This window comes from Acinetobacter seifertii (genome assembly GCF_000368065.1).
Lineage (GTDB): Bacteria > Pseudomonadota > Gammaproteobacteria > Pseudomonadales > Moraxellaceae > Acinetobacter > Acinetobacter seifertii.
This window is the reverse complement of record NZ_KB851200.1, coordinates 1,255,185-1,273,350: the sequence shown is the minus strand read 5'-3', so window position 1 is coordinate 1,273,350 and position 18,166 is coordinate 1,255,185. Positions and strand designations below refer to the sequence as shown.

16 protein-coding genes, 4 pseudogenes and 3 other annotated features are annotated in these 18,166 nt (G+C 36.7%); of the genes and pseudogenes, 17 read left to right on the top strand and 3 right to left on the bottom strand.

Translation table 11 applies throughout. The annotated features are described in order from the left end of the window. The first annotated feature begins 8 nt into the window (after positions 1 to 8). A complete protein-coding gene (locus tag F985_RS13365) occupies positions 9 to 581 on the top strand; it encodes a hypothetical protein (RefSeq protein ID WP_004701736.1) in 573 nt (190 codons plus the stop codon). A gap of 1 nt (position 582) precedes the next feature. On the opposite strand, the gene F985_RS13360 is transcribed toward F985_RS13365, so the two are convergent. After that, positions 583 to 1,802 (bottom strand): IS3 family transposase gene (locus tag F985_RS13360; protein WP_085945696.1). Its coding sequence is split into 2 segments (ribosomal slippage): positions 583 to 1,526 and positions 1,526 to 1,802, totalling 1,221 coding nucleotides; the frame shifts between segments, so codons are not numbered across the junction. Then, positions 1,411 to 1,527 (bottom strand) — a sequence feature (AL1L pseudoknot). It overlaps the preceding gene by 117 nt. A 57-nt stretch (positions 1,803 to 1,859) precedes the next feature. On the opposite strand from F985_RS13360, the gene F985_RS13350 reads away from it, so the two are divergent. From F985_RS13350 to F985_RS13280, 16 genes and pseudogenes are all read left to right on the top strand, one after another. Next, complete coding sequence (locus F985_RS13350) at positions 1,860 to 2,201, top strand: hypothetical protein (protein WP_004701733.1); 342 nt, start codon at positions 1,860 to 1,862, stop codon at positions 2,199 to 2,201. 61 nt (positions 2,202 to 2,262) lie between these two features. Then, a complete protein-coding gene (locus F985_RS26145; protein ID WP_004701731.1) occupies positions 2,263 to 2,547 on the top strand; it encodes a hypothetical protein in 285 nt (94 codons plus the stop codon). A 467-nt stretch (positions 2,548 to 3,014) separates the two neighbouring features. Beyond that, a protein-coding gene (locus F985_RS13340; RefSeq protein WP_085945696.1) for an IS3 family transposase occupies positions 3,015 to 4,234 on the top strand; the annotation gives its coding sequence in 2 pieces (ribosomal slippage) (positions 3,015 to 3,291 and positions 3,291 to 4,234; 1,221 coding nt in all). Further along, positions 3,290 to 3,406, top strand: a sequence feature (AL1L pseudoknot). It overlaps the preceding gene by 117 nt. A 29-nt stretch (positions 4,235 to 4,263) precedes the next feature. Next, positions 4,264 to 4,515 (top strand): annotated as a pseudogene (locus F985_RS13335) (hypothetical protein); the annotation flags it as partial. Positions 4,516 to 4,573: 58 nt separating this feature from the next. Next, a pseudogene (locus F985_RS25215) lies at positions 4,574 to 5,704 on the top strand (tape measure protein); the annotation flags it as partial. A gap of 69 nt (positions 5,705 to 5,773) precedes the next feature. After that, entirely contained in the window at positions 5,774 to 6,475 is a 702-nt protein-coding gene (locus F985_RS13320; RefSeq protein WP_001223318.1) for an IS1-like element ISPa14 family transposase, read from the top strand. A 29-nt stretch (positions 6,476 to 6,504) separates the two neighbouring features. Beyond that, a pseudogene (locus F985_RS26140) lies at positions 6,505 to 6,597 on the top strand (hypothetical protein); the annotation flags it as partial. 118 nt (positions 6,598 to 6,715) lie between these two features. Then, a complete protein-coding gene (locus tag F985_RS13315) occupies positions 6,716 to 7,489 on the top strand; it encodes a DUF4882 family protein (RefSeq protein WP_004701721.1) in 774 nt (257 codons plus the stop codon). Between the two features lie 397 nt (positions 7,490 to 7,886). Further along, a pseudogene (locus F985_RS13310) lies at positions 7,887 to 8,191 on the top strand (glycosyl hydrolase 108 family protein); the annotation flags it as partial. Positions 8,192 to 8,663: 472 nt separating this feature from the next. Beyond that, a complete protein-coding gene (locus tag F985_RS13305; protein WP_004701716.1) occupies positions 8,664 to 9,008 on the top strand; it encodes a hypothetical protein in 345 nt (114 codons plus the stop codon). Between the two features lie 276 nt (positions 9,009 to 9,284). After that, entirely contained in the window at positions 9,285 to 9,593 is a 309-nt protein-coding gene (locus F985_RS0104405) for a hypothetical protein (RefSeq protein WP_004701714.1), read from the top strand. After that, a protein-coding gene (locus tag F985_RS13295; protein ID WP_085945696.1) for an IS3 family transposase occupies positions 9,568 to 10,787 on the top strand; the annotation gives its coding sequence in 2 pieces (ribosomal slippage) (positions 9,568 to 9,844 and positions 9,844 to 10,787; 1,221 coding nt in all). The genes F985_RS0104405 and F985_RS13295 overlap by 26 nt, the downstream gene beginning before the upstream one ends. Further along, positions 9,843 to 9,959: a sequence feature (AL1L pseudoknot), on the top strand. Its footprint overlaps the gene before it by 117 nt. Positions 10,788 to 10,905: 118 nt before the next feature. Then, on the top strand, positions 10,906 to 11,106 hold the full coding sequence (locus F985_RS0104395; protein WP_004701711.1) for a hypothetical protein: 201 nt from the start codon (positions 10,906 to 10,908) through the stop codon (positions 11,104 to 11,106). 658 nt (positions 11,107 to 11,764) lie between these two features. Continuing rightward, entirely contained in the window at positions 11,765 to 13,186 is a 1,422-nt protein-coding gene (locus F985_RS13290; RefSeq protein WP_004701709.1) for a GntP family permease, read from the top strand. 33 nt (positions 13,187 to 13,219) lie between these two features. Continuing rightward, positions 13,220 to 14,005 (top strand): 3-hydroxybutyrate dehydrogenase, encoded by a 786-nt coding sequence (locus tag F985_RS13285; RefSeq protein ID WP_004701707.1) that lies wholly within the window; start codon positions 13,220 to 13,222, stop codon positions 14,003 to 14,005. Between the two features lie 325 nt (positions 14,006 to 14,330). Beyond that, a complete protein-coding gene (locus tag F985_RS13280) occupies positions 14,331 to 15,317 on the top strand; it encodes an AraC family transcriptional regulator (RefSeq protein WP_004701705.1) in 987 nt (328 codons plus the stop codon). 63 nt (positions 15,318 to 15,380) lie between these two features. Here the strand turns inward: F985_RS13280 and F985_RS13275 are convergent, their stop codons facing one another. Further along, positions 15,381 to 16,724, bottom strand: a complete 1,344-nt coding sequence (locus F985_RS13275) for an MFS transporter (RefSeq protein ID WP_004701703.1) — start codon at positions 16,722 to 16,724, stop codon at positions 15,381 to 15,383. A 16-nt stretch (positions 16,725 to 16,740) separates the two neighbouring features. Next, entirely contained in the window at positions 16,741 to 17,952 is a 1,212-nt protein-coding gene (locus F985_RS13270) for an OprD family outer membrane porin (protein WP_409360312.1), read from the bottom strand. Between the last annotated feature and the right edge of the window lie 214 nt (positions 17,953 to 18,166).

The window sequence follows — 18,166 nt, the reverse complement described above, 5'->3', positions numbered from 1 at the left end:
GTGAAATCATGAAGAAAATTATTTTATTAGGGTTAATTTGTTTGTCTTCTTCTTCATGGGCAGAACATAAAAACCTTGGTGCTTGTGAGATTTCAAAAGATAAAATTATTATTGGCGATGTGGGGTTAGGGAGATCAGTTAAGGAGTTAGTATCAAAAGATTATAGACAGCTTAAACTTGAGAATGATGTTTTTAACAAAATAGCGGCTAAGGAATATCGTGTTTCTATCTTAAATAGGAATAATAATATTTGGTTGGGTGGTCAACCAATCAGTGATTTTAACTTCATAACCTATGATCCAAAAAATTATAAAATTTTAAGTTTTGGATTAAGTCTAACAATGGATGATTTTCCAGTTGGCAAAGTTAAAGATGCCCTTACAACCTTATATGGTTTACCTAAAGTTGGTTGGAATTTGACGCAAGAAAGTGATCCTAAATACGGTGAAGTCAATGAATATCATTATAGATGTAAGGACTACGTGATTGATATATCACAATCTGGATTAGGAACTAGTATAAGAATGTATGATAAAGGTGGATTGAACCGTACCGGGTTTGTCGGAGACTTTTTTATTTAAGTTAGGCCACCTGACCTAACGGGTTAATCTTATCATAGTACATTGCTTCAAACTCAAAAGGCGATACATAACCCAGTGCACTGTGTACACGCTTTTTATTGAACCAATCTACCCAGTTTAGTGTCGCAAGTTGTACATCTGCTAAACCTTGCCAATCTGCTTTTAAATATTCAATCACCTCTGTTTTGTATAAGCCATTCACCGTTTCAGCCAAAGCATTATCGTATGAATCACCAGTTGTACCGACTGATGCTCGTAAATTTGCTGCTTCCAAACGATGGGTGTAACGAATAGAAAGGTATTGCACGCCTCTGTCGGAATGATGAATTACATTCTTTGGCATACCGCGAGCATGTAACGCTTGTTCCAGTGCATCAAGGACCATGTCTGTATTCATCCGTGTTGATACTTTCCAGCCAACAATTGCCCGTGAGAAAACATCAATCATAAAGGCGGTATACACCCAGCCTGAATGGGTTTGAATATATGTGAAGTCTGCGACCCACAGCTGATCTGGATGATCAGCACTAAAATTCCGTTTCACCAAGTCGGCTGCTCGTTTTTGATCATCTCTGCTACGTGTCGTTTGTTTGTTCTTACCACGCCAAACACCTTGTATTCCTAGCTGTTGCATCAATCGAGCAACTGTACAGCGCGCAACAATATAACCTTCCCGTTTCAGTTTTTGCCAGACTTTACGTACACCATACCGACCTGAACTTTCCTGCCAAATTCGTTTAATTTGTTCAGCATGATGCAGGTCATGTAGATCTCTTTTCGCTCGATGTTCTGGATTGTCCGCAAGATCTAAAGTTCGATAATAGGTTGAAGTTGCGATTGGTAGAATTCTACAAATCGCCTCAACACCGTATAGGTCTTTATGGTTATGAATGAAATCCACCATTATTTGTGTGGGCGGTCGAGCTCCGCCTGGGCGAAAAAAGCAGCTGCTTTACGTAGAATTTCATTGGCTCGCTGCAGTTCTTTATTTTCGCGTTCAAGTTGTTTAATGCGTTCTTGGTCTGAAAGCTGCTGTACTTTAATTGGATTCTGTTGATTCAAATGCTTCTGATGCCAGGAACGTAGTGTTTCAGGAGTACAGCCAATCTTGGGAGCAATTGCTGTGATTGCAGCCCAAGTAGAAGGATAATCTTTTTCGGATTCAATCAATAATTGAACCGCTCTATCTCTGATTTCAGGGGTGTATTTTACTTTTTTCATCGGGACATTCTCTCAAGAAAAGTGGTCTCCGACAAACCCGGTACGGTTCAGATTAAGATGAAGAAGATTGTTTTAGGGAGTATCTTAGCGGCTGCTTTTACTACATCATTTTCACATGCTTTAGCTCCAAAAAATGGAGATAAGCCAACTTATTGTGAGCAGATTGTTTCGGTCCATGGCTTATTAAGTAGAGCACAATTTGAATGTGGATATAGTGAATATAACAATGAATTAATCTCGGATTCAGCCAAGTGTTTTCAGCATGAGCTCGGTGATGAATATGGGAAAAAAGTTCTTATGTTTGGCATGAAAGAATTTGACCGAAATGTGAAAAAAGACGGGAAGAATAGGACTTGTAATAATTTATTGAAAGAATTTCCAGAGTATGTAAGGAAGTAAAATGAAATTTATTTGGATCATTAGCTGATTTTTTTAAATTGTGATATTTGATAGGTTTTTTATGAAAAAGATTATTTTATTAAGCTTAATTTGCTTACCAGTTTTTACGAATGCGATTAATCCACAATCTCTTAATGATTCTGAAAACTGTAAATTAAGAGGTTTTAATATCCTAGCCTATGGCTCCTACTTCAAATATGCTTTTGATACCAGACTAAAAGAGTTTGGAGCAATGAAATCAACAGATTTTGATGAAGATGGGTGTATTAATGATAGCAATCTTTATGGAGGGGTTGTAACAGCTGATTTTTCACAAAAAAAAATAAAATTGTCGGTCATCATCTAAAAAGTTATGTAGCATTTGATTCTAAAACAAGACATATTCTTATTATCTTAATTGATGACGATTTTAAAACTTACATAATTGGAGATAATGAAGCTAACTTAGTTAATGCACTAAAGTCATCATTTAATTCTGATAATAGTTTTAAAAAAGTAAATTTCTCATCGATTTATACTTTTAAAGACATAAACGAGAATTATGAAACTAAACAAGTTGAAAAAAAGCATTCTGAAATTATTGAAAAAAGAATAGAAGAGAACAAAAAACTTTTTAAGTTGGCAAATGAAAACCTTAAAAAAAAGAATTTAAAGGATTTGATTCATAAAGATACAAAGTACATTGCTCAACTTAAGGATGGAGAAGGGAAACAAACTAACATTAGTGTAATAACAGTATTAGATCCAAATATTAATATACCCCTGAACCGTACCGGGTTTGTCGGAGACCACTTTTCTTGAGAGAATGTCCCGATGAAAAAAGTAAAATACACCCCTGAAATCAGAGATAGAGCGGTTCAATTATTGATTGAATCCGAAAAAGATTATCCTTCTACTTGGGCTGCAATCACAGCAATTGCTCCCAAGATTGGCTGTACTCCTGAAACACTACGTTCCTGGCATCAGAAGCATTTGAATCAACAGAATCCAATTAAAGTACAGCAGCTTTCAGACCAAGAACGCATTAAACAACTTGAACGCGAAAATAAAGAACTGCAGCGAGCCAATGAAATTCTACGTAAAGCAGCTGCTTTTTTCGCCCAGGCGGAGCTCGACCGCCCACACAAATAATGGTGGATTTCATTCATAACCATAAAGACCTATACGGTGTTGAGGCGATTTGTAGAATTCTACCAATCGCAACTTCAACCTATTATCGAACTTTAGATCTTGCGGACAATCCAGAACATCGAGCGAAAAGAGATCTACATGACCTGCATCATGCTGAACAAATTAAACGAATTTGGCAGGAAAGTTCAGGTCGGTATGGTGTACGTAAAGTCTGGCAAAAACTGAAACGGGAAGGTTATATTGTTGCGCGCTGTACAGTTGCTCGATTGATGCAACAGCTAGGAATACAAGGTGTTTGGCGTGGTAAGAACAAACAAACGACACGTAGCAGAGATGATCAAAAACGAGCAGCCGACTTGGTGAAACGGAATTTTAGTGCTGATCATCCAGATCAGCTGTGGGTCGCAGACTTCACATATATTCAAACCCATTCAGGCTGGGTGTATACCGCCTTTATGATTGATGTTTTCTCACGGGCAATTGTTGGCTGGAAAGTATCAACACGGATGAATACAGACATGGTCCTTGATGCACTGGAACAAGCGTTACATGCTCGCGGTATGCCAAAGAATGTAATTCATCATTCCGACAGAGGCGTGCAATACCTTTCTATTCGTTACACCCATCGTTTGGAAGCAGCAAATTTACGAGCATCAGTCGGTACAACTGGTGATTCATACGATAATGCTTTGGCTGAAACGGTGAATGGCTTATACAAAACAGAGGTGATTGAATATTTAAAAGCAGATTGGCAAGGTTTAGCAGATGTACAACTTGCGACACTAAACTGGGTAGATTGGTTCAATAAAAAGCGTGTACACAGTGCACTGGGTTATGTATCGCCTTTTGAGTTTGAAGCAATGTACTATGATAAGATTAACCCGTTAGGTCAGGTGGCCTAACTTAAATAAAAAAGTCTCCGACAAACCCGGTACGGTTCACCCTTTCAAAAAAGGGCATTTCCCAGAACTTATATTTTGTGTCAGTTTTAGAAAAGATTGGTTTAAAAAATCCCTATTCATTTAAACCAAGAAGCGCAATTGTAAAGCAAGAAGGAGCACTGCTTAAAATAGGTATTGAATATACAGCTCAAAACTCTTATGGAGCTGATGTAGTTGGAGTTGCAAATAAAGTATTATTTTTAGGAAGTGATGGTCAATATCATCCTGATCCAGAGAAGTAATTTTTCATGTAAAAGAACCCGCGAAAGCGGGTTTTTTATTGCCTAGAGGAAAGTAAAAATGGCACAAGAATCCCGTCTGGTCATTGTTATTGATTCACAAAATGCCGAACGCAATGCACGTAATCTAGGCAATCAACTCGACAGCATAGAAAGAAAAGGTGATTTTGCATCCAAATCAACCGATTGCTTATCTGTAGCTACTCGACAACTTGCTGGTTACATGGCTGGACTAGTAACTGTAGGGGCAGTTATATCTAAAATGGATGCTTATACAGGGCTACAAAACAGACTCAAGTTAGTAACCAATAATCAAACTGAGTTGAATAAAGCCAATAAAGATACTTTTAGAATTGCACAGAAAACTTATTCAGCGTGGGGTATCACAGTAGGTGAGTTGCGTTCTGTAGCTGCACAAGGAAAAATTACTTCACAAGAAATCGTTAAAGCTCTCAAAAATGTTCAAAATGATGTTGATGCACTGTTTGCTAAGACCGATATCACTATTGGACAATCTTTAACACTTTTGAATAACCAAATCACCAAATTTGTAGGTGAAGCGGGGAAAGGAAGTGGAGCTGCTCAAACCTTATCTGGCTCTATTCAGATTTTAGCTGAAAACTTACAGTCAATTTCTTAAGTTGCTATTTTGGGTGGTACGGCATTATTAACAAAAGCAATCGCAACACAGGTATCAGCTTTAAATACCAAATTAGGATCGGTAGTTGCAGACAATGCTGCTTCACAATTGCAAAAGCAAAAGTCTATTGATAGCGCAAAAGCGGCATTGGTTGAAGCTGAGGCGCATTTAGCTAATGTACGAGCAACGAATGCTGAGGCACAAGCTAAATATGGAGCAAGTGCAGCTAGTGCAAGATATGTTCTCGCAGCTAATAATGTTGAGAAAGCAACGAAAGCGGTCTCATTGGCCCAAGGCAAAAGTGTTTCAATGGCAGGTCTAGTAAGTGGTGCATGGGGGTTAATTGGAGGTCCAATCGGAGCAATTACCTTGGGCGTTACAGCTTTAGCTGCTACCTATATGTATTTCTCAAGTAAATCTGCTGAAGCTACAGCAAAGTTAAAAGAGCAAGCAGAAGCTGCTAAGTTGACGAAGGATGAAATTAAAGCTCTTAATGATGAACAACGGAAGGAAAAACTTGGTGATTTAGCCGCGACACTGGAGGACCAAAACATGAATTTTTGGTGGTGTTTCAAAAAGTATGCTGAAACAAAGCAGGTTGAATTTTGATAAAATAGAGAAATGCGAATAACTCTAGAAATCAAATGTCCAACCTGCCTCAGTGACAGTATAAAGAAAAATGGCATCAAAGTAGATGGGAAACAAAACTATCAGTGCAAAGACTGTAAACGTCAGTTTATTGGTGACCATGCTCTGAGCTATCTAGGATGTAATTCAGGCATTACTCGAAAAATATTACAGTTGATGGTCAGAGGTAGTGGTATACGAGATATCGCTGAAGTTGAGCGAATCAGTATCGGTAAAGTTTTACGTACTTTAACCGAATCGACCTACCAAATTCAGCCTAAACAAAGTCATTATGAGTCTCTTGAAGTTGATGAGTTTTGGACTTTTGTGGGAAATAAAAATAATAAACAATGGCTTATTTACGCCTACCATCGAGAAACAGGTGAGATTGTTGCTTATGTTTGGGGTAAAAGAGACTTAGCTACAGTTCAACGATTGAAAACAAAGCTTAAACAATTAGGTATTCACTACACCCGAATTGCAAGTGATCATTGGGACAGTTTCATAACTGCTTTTAAAAACTGCAAGCAAAGTATTGGTAAATTTTTTACTGTAGGTATTGAAGGTAATAATTGCAAAATAAGGCATCGAATTAGGCGTGGTTTTAGAAGGAGTTGTAATTTTTCAAAAAAGATTGAAAACCATTTTAAAGCTTTCGACTTAACCTTTTTTTACATCAATAATGGCTTCATTTAATGTCAGCATACTTTTTGAAACACCACCGAATTTTTAACTTTATTGATAAACAGGAAGGGAAGACAATTGTCGAAGTAATCAAAGAAGTAAAAAAAGCCAAAGATGAAATTAAAAATAGTTAACCACCTACGGGTGGTATTACTAACTAGATCACATATATTTCTGTCATTTATCGGATTTAATCAAAAGATTTAGTGACTTGGTTATACTGAATGTTCAAAATAAAAACAGGATAATGCCGTGAAAAAAATTATTTTAGCAACAGTAATGGGTTTCAGTGGAGTAAGTAGTACTTTTGCAGAATGTACTTATAACTTTGATGCAACCTTAACCCAGTTACAATCTTTCGGTAATACTTCTGTTCAGAAATTCCCAACGATTATAGGAAATAAGTTTTCCTATAAGACTTCTCAGCAAAGTCCGGTTTATATGGCTTTTAGTCAAGATTACATTTCACGTTTTTTAGCAGCAAATGATTCATCAGCAATGTTATATACCAGAGGGGATAAGATAATACCAACTTCTGGAATTATAGCATTTGAATATAAAATTAAAGTTCCTACACTAGGTAATACCGGTTATGTAAATATTTTCCCAGCTCTAGCAGCCGGTATTATGCAAAATGGTAAGGCTGTGAATTTTATAGTTGCGTACCAACATGGGCCTACAGTTAATAACTTTTATATTAAAACTACATCAAATGATGATGCATTGGTTTCCGATCTCTTTAACTTAGCTCCGGAAGCTACTTCTGATGGTTACCAAAAGATTGGTATCTATATTAATCAGAACTCTAATCAAGTTGGCTTAGTTTTTAATGGAGTTAACAAAGGTTATTTTGCAACGTTCCCTTCCAAACTCGATAATCTATATTTTTCATTAACCTCTAATTTTTATGATTTAGCTGCAACTGATGCGAACAAAGATGTCTCAATCGAGTTCTTGCTGGATCAATCAAAAATTACACAAACTTATCCAACAAGTACTAAAGATATTTGCGGGGTAGCTTTGTAAAAAGCAAGTTGAATTAACTGATTTTTCTTAACAGCCGCCTTCGGGCGGTTTTTTATTACATGGAAATCGGGCCGGAGGAAACTCATAGCTAATTTTTCTATGATCAAAAAAGCAAAAACCCCAGTGTTGGCGCACTGAGGTTTTTTATCAACTTAACCAGAGCTAGATTAAGGAGAAGAAATATCTATATGGAGCATATTAAACCAATAGTTGAGCTTATGAAAGTATCTATTGAAAAGTACGGATTATGGCAAACAATAGTTGCATTTATTCTTTTGTTTTTCATACCAATCTTAATGTGGAAGTTGGATGTAATAATTGCTTCTATAAAAGCATAAACCAACTTAAAAAACTGTGCCACCTTCGGGTGGCTTTTTTACGTCTAAAGGAAACCGAAATGAACATCGAACAATATCTTGAAGAACTCATCAAACGTGAGGGTGGTTATGTAAATAACCCAGCAGATCGAGGTGGTGCAACTAAATACGGTATTACTAAAGCTGTGGCTAGAGCAAATGGCTACAAAGGAAACATGAAAGATTTACCGCTTGATGTGGCCAAGTTCATTTATCGGAAACAGTATTGGATAGAACCACGTTTTGACCAAGTGAATGCAATGTCTTCTGCTGTAGCTGAAGAGCTTTTAGATACAGGCGTGAATGTGGTACCAACTTTGCTAAGCCTCTTTTACAGCGTGCAATTTTGAGAGCATTTAGAGTAGCTGGTCCATAAATACCATCGACCGTAAGATCTGGCCAACCTACTTTTCCTTGGTTATTCAATAGATTTAATGCACTATCAAAAAGGGGGAAAGGTCGTTTAAAAGAACATACAATTGGCGTTAACAGAGGTACTTATGCTTTAAGATTGAGTAATTGGTTTTAGGGGCAATATCAAATTCATATTAAAGAATATGATGTAAGTAGAGAAGTTCTTCAATTAATTGAAGATGATCTAGCTTTTGAACTTAAGCCAGCCTTTGGAAAAAGAGGACCAAATAGTAAATAAACGGCCTAAGTAGTCTTTCGTACATGCAATATAGTTTTTGCAATTGCTGCAGCACAAAAATATTTTTCTTAAAAAGATGGAATCGACTATTACAGGATTAACTCCATATTTTGAATGAAAGCAATTTATATGTACCATTAAGCCCCACACATTAAACAGATTAAAAATGAATTATTTGAAAACATTTATTCTTACTTTAGTTTTACTAGGTTCTACCTCTGCATTTGCTCAGGCTAAAACGGAGAAACCTCAATTAGAGGAATGTGAAGATAATGGAGACATGCTTGGTTACGCCCTTGCTATCGAAAATATTTGCATAGTTAAATTGAATGACCGATATGAATCATATCTGCAAAAGCTTAATAAACAGTGTATAGCGGCTTATGGTGAGAAAAAAATAGCAAATGCTACAAAGATAGGGATTATGTCTGTAAAAGCCGAAATGGAGGAAACTGGGCGAAATTCTACGTGTCTTAGAGCTCTAAGCGAGTATAAGGATCTTTTTAATTAATTAGAATGAACAAACGCCAGCATTTAGCTGGCTTTTTAATGTGTTATGCCAGATTAAAGCCTATTTGAATTATTCAGATCTAATAATTAGCGACCATGATCTAAAGCAACTTTAAGGTCAGCATTTTTAATGATTCTCGTATGCCTATCTTAACCATTTCCAAACGGTAAAACTTTAATTAAAAATGGTGGAAATTCTGCCCATAGTAGACTTTTTTGTTGAGCAAATTATGTTGAAATATCATAATCTCTTTTTTAAGTAAATTATTGGGATATTATGAAAAGAATTTTATTAATTGCCTCTTATTTTCCTATTGCTGTTTGGGCTTCTGTTTGTGAAGTACCTAAAGATCAAATCGTAATTGCTAATGTTGGTCTTGGGCATGATGTTAGGAAATTAGAAAAATATAAGGTAGAAATAGATAATAAAGTTTGGAATAAGAATAATAATAGTAATTTTGGGGAAGCTCTTATTGGTCCTAAAGTTGAGAAATATTGGCTATTAGGAACTGAACCGTACCGGGTTTGTCGGAGACCACTTTTCTTGAGAGAATGTCCCGATGAAAAAAGTAAAATACACCCCTGAAATCAGAGATAGAGCGGTTCAATTATTGATTGAATCCGAAAAAGATTATCCTTCTACTTGGGCTGCAATCACAGCAATTGCTCCCAAGATTGGCTGTACTCCTGAAACACTACGTTCCTGGCATCAGAAGCATTTGAATCAACAGAATCCAATTAAAGTACAGCAGCTTTCAGACCAAGAACGCATTAAACAACTTGAACGCGAAAATAAAGAACTGCAGCGAGCCAATGAAATTCTACGTAAAGCAGCTGCTTTTTTCGCCCAGGCGGAGCTCGACCGCCCACACAAATAATGGTGGATTTCATTCATAACCATAAAGACCTATACGGTGTTGAGGCGATTTGTAGAATTCTACCAATCGCAACTTCAACCTATTATCGAACTTTAGATCTTGCGGACAATCCAGAACATCGAGCGAAAAGAGATCTACATGACCTGCATCATGCTGAACAAATTAAACGAATTTGGCAGGAAAGTTCAGGTCGGTATGGTGTACGTAAAGTCTGGCAAAAACTGAAACGGGAAGGTTATATTGTTGCGCGCTGTACAGTTGCTCGATTGATGCAACAGCTAGGAATACAAGGTGTTTGGCGTGGTAAGAACAAACAAACGACACGTAGCAGAGATGATCAAAAACGAGCAGCCGACTTGGTGAAACGGAATTTTAGTGCTGATCATCCAGATCAGCTGTGGGTCGCAGACTTCACATATATTCAAACCCATTCAGGCTGGGTGTATACCGCCTTTATGATTGATGTTTTCTCACGGGCAATTGTTGGCTGGAAAGTATCAACACGGATGAATACAGACATGGTCCTTGATGCACTGGAACAAGCGTTACATGCTCGCGGTATGCCAAAGAATGTAATTCATCATTCCGACAGAGGCGTGCAATACCTTTCTATTCGTTACACCCATCGTTTGGAAGCAGCAAATTTACGAGCATCAGTCGGTACAACTGGTGATTCATACGATAATGCTTTGGCTGAAACGGTGAATGGCTTATACAAAACAGAGGTGATTGAATATTTAAAAGCAGATTGGCAAGGTTTAGCAGATGTACAACTTGCGACACTAAACTGGGTAGATTGGTTCAATAAAAAGCGTGTACACAGTGCACTGGGTTATGTATCGCCTTTTGAGTTTGAAGCAATGTACTATGATAAGATTAACCCGTTAGGTCAGGTGGCCTAACTTAAATAAAAAAGTCTCCGACAAACCCGGTACGGTTCAAACACCGGTTCAATCTTTTAGTTACATTCAGTATTATAAACGTAATTATCTTATTTCTGGTTATAGTGTGAGTTTTAATTTGGATGATATTAACCACATTAAGTTAAGAAAAATTCTTACAGAGTTATATGGATTACCTAAATCCAATTGGAAAATAAAAAAAGGTGTTGATGGAAAATACGGTGAATTCGTTGATCAAAAATATGAGTGTGATAATTATACAATTCTTATTAATTCAGGTTCAGCTGCTGGAAGTTTTATGGTGATCGACGAAAAATAATTTTTTAGTTCAAAAACCCGCAAATATATGCGGGTTTTTATTATTTGGAGTAAAGTTATTATCCTTTGAGCAGTTGATACGATTGCAAAAGGGAATGAATCTGCTGCTAAAGTTGATGTATGGATAGAAATAAGAAAAGCCCTCAAGTGAGTTTGTTGCTTGGTCATTTATTGAAAAAGATAAAAGAGCTGAGCTACATAAACGTATAGATACTCATCCTTGGCATTTACCTCCAATGGACCGCTATCATTTACTAAATAGAAACTAATAGCTCAGTGGAGATGATGGGAGTTGAACCCACGTCTTTATAAGCTCTCTTCGGAGGGCTTTTTTATGTAATGGGCATATAAAAACTAGAAAATTAATACTTTTATGCTTTTGTAATTCCTCTCAAATATCAGTACAAAAAAGACTCTAATAGATGTAATGTCTAGATAGTTATTTACATGAAAATTACAACATCTTATACAAGAAATCTTTATAGAAAACTTCAAAATGGATGTTGTCATTTATGTCAGTAAAATGATTATTAGATTTAACTGTTTTGCAGGAATTTTGCATTTATTTTGCAGGACATCGAAATAAATCTAATAAAATTAAAATTAATCAAATAGATATGGAATTTCTAAAATATTTATTCTTTAGGGAGAAGGAATATATGTGGGAATTATTTGTAATTCTACTTTCGCTTGGGCTGTTAATGTATACAGCTTACAAGGGCTTTTCAGTCATTCTCATGGCACCCATTTGTGCCTTACTTGCAGTTTTACTCATTAACCCAGCCAATGTTTTACCGTTTTATTCGGGTGTCTTTATGCCCAAAATGGTGAACTTTATTAAAGATTACTTTCTTGTATTCTTGCTCGGGGCAATTTTCGGTAAAGTTGTTGAAATGTCAGGAATTGCTGAGTCTATTGCTAGAACCATTGTAAGATGGATTGGAGCAAAAAAAGCAATTTTAACCGTTGTATTGTTAGGTGCAATTTTAACATATAGCGGTGTAAGTTTATTTGTTGCTGTATTTGCAATTTATCCTTTTGCAAACCAGCTATTTAGACAAGCCAATATTCCAAAACGTTTAATTCCGGGAACTATCGCGCTTGGTGCATTTACATTCACCATGGATGCATTGCCGGGTACTCCACAAATCCAAAACGTAATTCCAACCACTTTCTTTGGTACCAATATTTATGCCGCACCATTTCTAGGAATTATTGGTGCTATTTTTGTTTTGTGTATGGGTTTAAGCTACTTAGAATGGCGTCGCCGTGCTGCTGCAAAAGCTGGGGAAGGATTCTCTGGTTTTGGTATAGACAATATGCAGTCTCAAGAAATTGAAGCTGATATGGCTCTACAAAATAATGGAAGTAAGGCTCGTCAGTTTCTAGCATTTGTACCGCTCATTCTTGTTGCAGTAATGAACAAATATTTGTCTAAAGCAATCAAAGAGTGGTATCCAAATGGCTTTGATTTTGCCTCAGTTGGTCTTGCTGATTACACCGTAGACGTTGCAAAAACTGGTGCGATCTGGGCGGTTGGTCTTGCGCTCATTGTCGGGATTATTACTGCAATTTTGTTTGATTACCAACGTGTAGTGACGAACTTTAAAGAAGGCATTAATGCCAGTATTGGTGGCTCACTTTTAGCAGTGATGAATACGGCTTCTGAGTATGGCTTTGGTGCAATTATTGCGTCATTACCGGGCTTTGCCATGATTAGTCATGCAATGAGCAGTACCTTCACAAATCCTTTAGTAAATGGGGCGGTGACGACAACCGTTTTAGCAGGTATTACCGGTTCGGCTTCTGGTGGTATGAGTATCGCTTTAAGTGCGATGGCTGAACATTATAACGCCGCGATTTTAGCTGCAGGTATTCCACCAGAAGTCATGCACCGTGTGGTTGCAATGGCGTCGGGTGGTATGGATACGCTTCCGCATAATGGTGCTGTCATTACTTTACTCGCTGTTACAGGTTTAACCCATAAACAATCGTATAAAGATATTTTTGCAGTTACGGTAATTAAAACATTAGCAGTATTTGTAGTGATTACGGTCTTTACCGTAACGGGTATTGTTTAAATCAGCACGTTATAAGTATTAAGGAGTAAATAGATGACTAAACTTTTAGACGGTAAAGTTGCTTTTATTACAGGTTCTGCAAGTGGTATCGGTCTAGAGATTGCTAAGAAATTTGCTCAAGAAGGTGCCAAAGTTATTATTTCTGATATGAATGCCGAAAAGTGCCAAGAAACGGCGAATTCACTTAAAGAGCAAGGCTTTGAAGCATTATCTGCACCATGTGATGTGACCGATGAAGACGCTTATAAACAAGCAATTGAGCTTACTCAAAAGAACTTTGGCACGGTTGATATCTTAATTAATAATGCTGGCTTTCAACATGTTGCACCTATTGAAGAGTTTCCAACGGCTGTTTTTCAAAAGTTAGTTCAGGTCATGTTAACAGGAGCATTTATTGGTATTAAACATGTTTTACCAATCATGAAAGCTCAAAAATATGGACGTATTATTAACATGGCTTCAATTAATGGCTTGATTGGTTTTGCTGGAAAGGCAGGTTATAACAGCGCGAAACATGGCGTGATTGGTCTAACAAAAGTTGCGGCATTGGAATGTGCACGTGATGGTATTACGGTAAATGCTTTATGTCCGGGTTATGTAGATACGCCATTGGTTCGTGGGCAAATTGCAGATTTGGCTAAAACTCGTAATGTAAGTTTAGATAGCGCACTTGAAGACGTAATTTTGGCAATGGTTCCTCAAAAGCGTTTGTTATCTGTTGAAGAAATCGCTGACTATGCAATTTTCCTTGCGAGTAGTAAAGCTGGTGGAGTAACAGGCCAAGCTGTCGTTATGGATGGTGGCTACACAGCTCAATAATTTAAGTGTTTTAAAAGCCGCTTATTTTAAAATAGGCGGTTTTTTTATTCGTTAAAATTTACGATAGTCCACTGTTTAAAATAATGATTTATATCTACTCTATTTGTTTATAAAAAATCTAATAAAATAAGTTCGTTAAGGTATAAAATTATACTTTAAAGGTATTTAACTTATTTCCATTTTTAAAATTTAATAGAGTATGAGAAAGTAATCTTTACTCTCTTTCTTGATTCGGTATTTTCAGGAAAATTCGTCAATTAAAGGATATTAATTGGCATACAAGTTGCTTTTTAAGCAATAAGTTATTTAGCTAGGTGAAAAGGATATGATATCACTCAGCCAACAGATGGAACTCAATCATTATTCACGCAAAGCTGAATTTGCGCAAAATCTGATGTCCACAATTTGCGGTGAACACCGTCTAGATACAATTTACAAAGATACTCTCGATTTTCACTATGACGGAATGCGTTTGCCTAATAAAAAAATGGCGATCGGTACAATCAGTTATGGTGCAAACGTTGCCATTAACATCTCAAATTTAAAAGCTTATAGCATCAGTTTACCTATACAAGGTCGACAAGCTCTCAACATTCGTGGCGCTCATTATCAATCTGATGAAAATAGAGGCCTTATTGTTTCAAATAACGATCAGCAAGATTTGATTATCGATAAAGATTGCAGAAAATTTCAGGTGGTTATTCCTGAACGGAGTATGCAGATTGTGCTTGCGGATTTACTTAATAAACCCATAGAAGCTCCCATTATTTTTAACCCTGAAATGCACTTAGACTCTGAGCAATTGATTGGTGCATGGTGGAAGAACATTCAAAATTTTGTACAGTTAAAATCACAATATAGCAATTTTTATGGTTTGCAGATATTGTCTGAAGATTATGAAAATTTTGTAATTAAAGCGTTATTATTGTCTCAAGAAAATAATTATTCTGAAGCCTTAAAGTCACTCTCACATCAAGACGAGCCAGCTTATATTCTTAAGGTTCGTAATTTTATTATTGAACATGCTCACGAAGAAATCTGTGCAGAAGATTTGCAACGTCTCGCTGGGGTTTCAAAATCAAAATTGTATGACGAATTTCAACAGTACTACGGCACCAGTCCAATGTCGTATTTAAAAAAATATCGTCTCCAACAAATTTATAAAATCCTGAGCACCACAGGTGCAGATAGAAAGGTTTCTATTTCAAAGCTTGCCTATGACTGGGGCTTTAACCATTTAAGTCGTTTTTCTCAAGAATATCGTGAAGAGTTTGGTGAAAATCCAAGTGAGACCAAAGGCAAAATTTTCTGATATTTAATTTTTCCAATAAAAAACTGATGTAGTTGCCTAAATCAGTTTTTTATTGATTAATATTTATAGACTTTCTTCTAGCTTTAACACTTGTTTGTTTTTAGATTTCTCATAAATCACTTTCAGACTAAGCGCAATAAATGAGACGAAAGTTGGTATTGCTAGAATAAAGAAAATACCGCTTAAGCTTAGGTTAAAAGTAAAAATGAGCGAGCCAAAGAAAGCACCTAAAATTGCACCGATACGACCAATACCATGCATCCATGAAACACCAACCGCGCGACACACTGCTGGATAGAACATAGCTGCAAGTGGCAGTAATGAGGACTGAGCACCAGCGAGTAAGGCACCAATTAAGAAAATAGTAAGCCCTAATAAGAAAATATTTGAGCTTACTAGACCTGCAACAATGAATAGGCCGAAAGCAATGAGATATGAATATTTAATGACTGTAGTTGGATTCAGCTTATCCATGTACCATCCCATAATGGTTGCACCAATTACACCACCAAAAGGGAAAATCGCAGCAATTAAACTAAACTGTTGAGTACTGAAACCAGCTGTTTTTAAAATTGTTGGCATCCAGCTTGTTAAAAGATAGAACACCAACAGACTCGTAAAGCAACAGAGCCAAAGCATACTTGAACCCCACAGATATTTTCCTAAAACCACTTTAACCGGGTTTTCATCTGAAGCATTTTCTGCTTGAGTTAAAACAAGGTTTACCGGCTCTTGGAAGGAATGTCCTTGAATATTTTCTAAAATACGCTGAGCTTTGTCTTGTTTATGACGTGTAATTAAGTATTGAGTTGATTCAGGTAATTTAAGCAATAAAGCAACCACTAAAATGAGGGGAATGCTTCCGCCAATAATAATCACTTTAGCCCAGCCATAGCTTTCTAATAGATAAGCTGACAGCACACCGCCACAAGAAATACCCAGCATGAAACCACAGCCAGCAAGACCTGTTAAGAATGCTTTACGTTTTACAGGCATATATTCAGAGACAATTGTACTGATGTTTGGCATGGCTGCGCCTAAACCTACACCTGTAATAAACCTATAAATCATTAAGTCTTGAGTTGAATTAGCAAAGCCGCACAAAATTGTAAATATTGAAAATAAAAGACTTGTAAAAACAATGACGCCTTTACGTCCAAATTTATCGGACAAAGGCCCCGAAATGATTGCACCGATCGACATACCAACTAAAGCAGCACTTAAAACCGGAGCAAGTTGCGGCTTGGTAATTCCCCAATCATCTAATAATGCAGGGGCAACAAAACCAATAATTCCTGTGTCTAGACCATCACAGAAGAAGACAAAAAAGCCTAGGATAAAAACCATCCACTGTAGTGGAGACAGTTTCTCACGGTTGATAATCGTGTTTGCATCTATCGTTTTCATACGTATTCCTTATTCATTAAAATTTTTTGCTGTAATTGACGAAGAAACGGTTTTCAGAGAAATCATTTCCATGCTTAACGTCATAATTGATGAAGATGTACTGAAGAGCTAAGCCTTTGAGGAATGGCTGTTGAAGGGCATAATTGACAATAACGTTTGCTTCACTTTCTTTATTTTTTAAGCCATCTGCTGTCTTAAAGTGATCGCCATATACATATTTGAAAGTGGTATTTAAGCCAGGCACATAACCTTTAAAGTCATAGCCATAAATAAAGTGATAGGACTTTTCATCTTGTTTGAAGAAACCAGTCGTGTTCCAGTTAATGAAATAAGTTTCAGGCAAGAAACCATCTGGTAACGGGTAAGCAGACTCACCAATAATTTGCTGATAACCCACACCAAAACTATGATTTTTTACTTTAAGCGTTTCTAGTAGCCCTACATTTTGTGCATCGATGTCAAAAAGATTTCCATTATCTTTGGCATTGAAATATTTGAACTTTGAATTAACTGAAAAATTAGAATTTTTCCATATATGGTCAATGCCGACATAGTGTTTGTTATATAAATCCTCCATATTCCCAAAGTAATATTCTCCCTTCAATGTAGGCGTAAATTGATAGCGCAGATCTATGTAGTTAAGTCCGTCGGAGTAGCCAGTCACACCTTTTGAAGTAAAAGAAAATCTGTGAAAGTCTTCTTCATTTCGCGGAGATACTTTTTCAATGCGGCCAATTTCTGCAAAAAGCTTATCGTTTAGCTGGCTCTTAAGATTAGTTCCCCAATAAGATGTCAGGAGTTGTCGACTTGCATCTACAGTGGTTACGGGTAGATCCAGCCATAATTCACCAATGCTGAGTAGTGTCTTGTTGTAGCCTAGCTTTAAGGTCGCACCATATTTTAGATAATCGGGTGCTTGTGACTGCGTCGCTTTATCGAAAGGTAATACCGTATCTGCAACATGTTTATCTTGGCTTAAACGAACCGCATATTGTGCTGAAGCATTTGCGCCAATTTGAATTGGGGTTCCCCCAATTTCTAACGGCGTATCATGCATATTTGAGTTGTAAAATAGAGAAACTGATTGTGACCAGCTACCTGTGTCCTTTACATCTGGATTGTCATAGTTTCTGTCTATATATGCATTTTTTGATGTAAATTTCCATTCTTCATCCGCTGAATAAGCCTGAGTAGAAAATGCACTACAACATAAAATATTGATGAGCATTAACGTTTTTTGTTGTCCATAAAGTGGCCATGGTCGATGCATAAATAAAACGCCTTAATTTAGAAAATGACTGGGCTTTTTTTATGTAATCAAACGGATTACATGACTTGATTGAACTATTTTTAGCCAATCGTCACTATCCAATAAGTCCTAATCTTCATCCATTTTTTCCAAATGAGATAAAAAGTATTAATTTAATTTTTTAATTTAAGCT

Coding starts and splice junctions, on each gene's coding strand:
- F985_RS13365 (WP_004701736.1), top strand. CDS start 9: ATGAAGAAAATTATTTTATTAGGGTTAATTTGTTTGTCTTCTTCTTCA.
- F985_RS13350 (WP_004701733.1), top strand. CDS start 1,860: ATGAAGAAGATTGTTTTAGGGAGTATCTTAGCGGCTGCTTTTACTACA.
- F985_RS26145 (WP_004701731.1), top strand. CDS start 2,263: ATGAAAAAGATTATTTTATTAAGCTTAATTTGCTTACCAGTTTTTACG.
- F985_RS13320 (WP_001223318.1), top strand. CDS start 5,774: ATGCGAATAACTCTAGAAATCAAATGTCCAACCTGCCTCAGTGACAGT.
- F985_RS13305 (WP_004701716.1), top strand. CDS start 8,664: ATGAATTATTTGAAAACATTTATTCTTACTTTAGTTTTACTAGGTTCT.
- F985_RS0104405 (WP_004701714.1), top strand. CDS start 9,285: ATGAAAAGAATTTTATTAATTGCCTCTTATTTTCCTATTGCTGTTTGG.
- F985_RS13290 (WP_004701709.1), top strand. CDS start 11,765: ATGTGGGAATTATTTGTAATTCTACTTTCGCTTGGGCTGTTAATGTAT.
- F985_RS13285 (WP_004701707.1), top strand. CDS start 13,220: ATGACTAAACTTTTAGACGGTAAAGTTGCTTTTATTACAGGTTCTGCA.
- F985_RS13280 (WP_004701705.1), top strand. CDS start 14,331: ATGATATCACTCAGCCAACAGATGGAACTCAATCATTATTCACGCAAA.
- F985_RS13275 (WP_004701703.1), bottom strand. CDS start 16,724: ATGAAAACGATAGATGCAAACACGATTATCAACCGTGAGAAACTGTCT.
- F985_RS13270 (WP_409360312.1), bottom strand. CDS start 17,952: ATGCTCATCAATATTTTATGTTGTAGTGCATTTTCTACTCAGGCTTAT.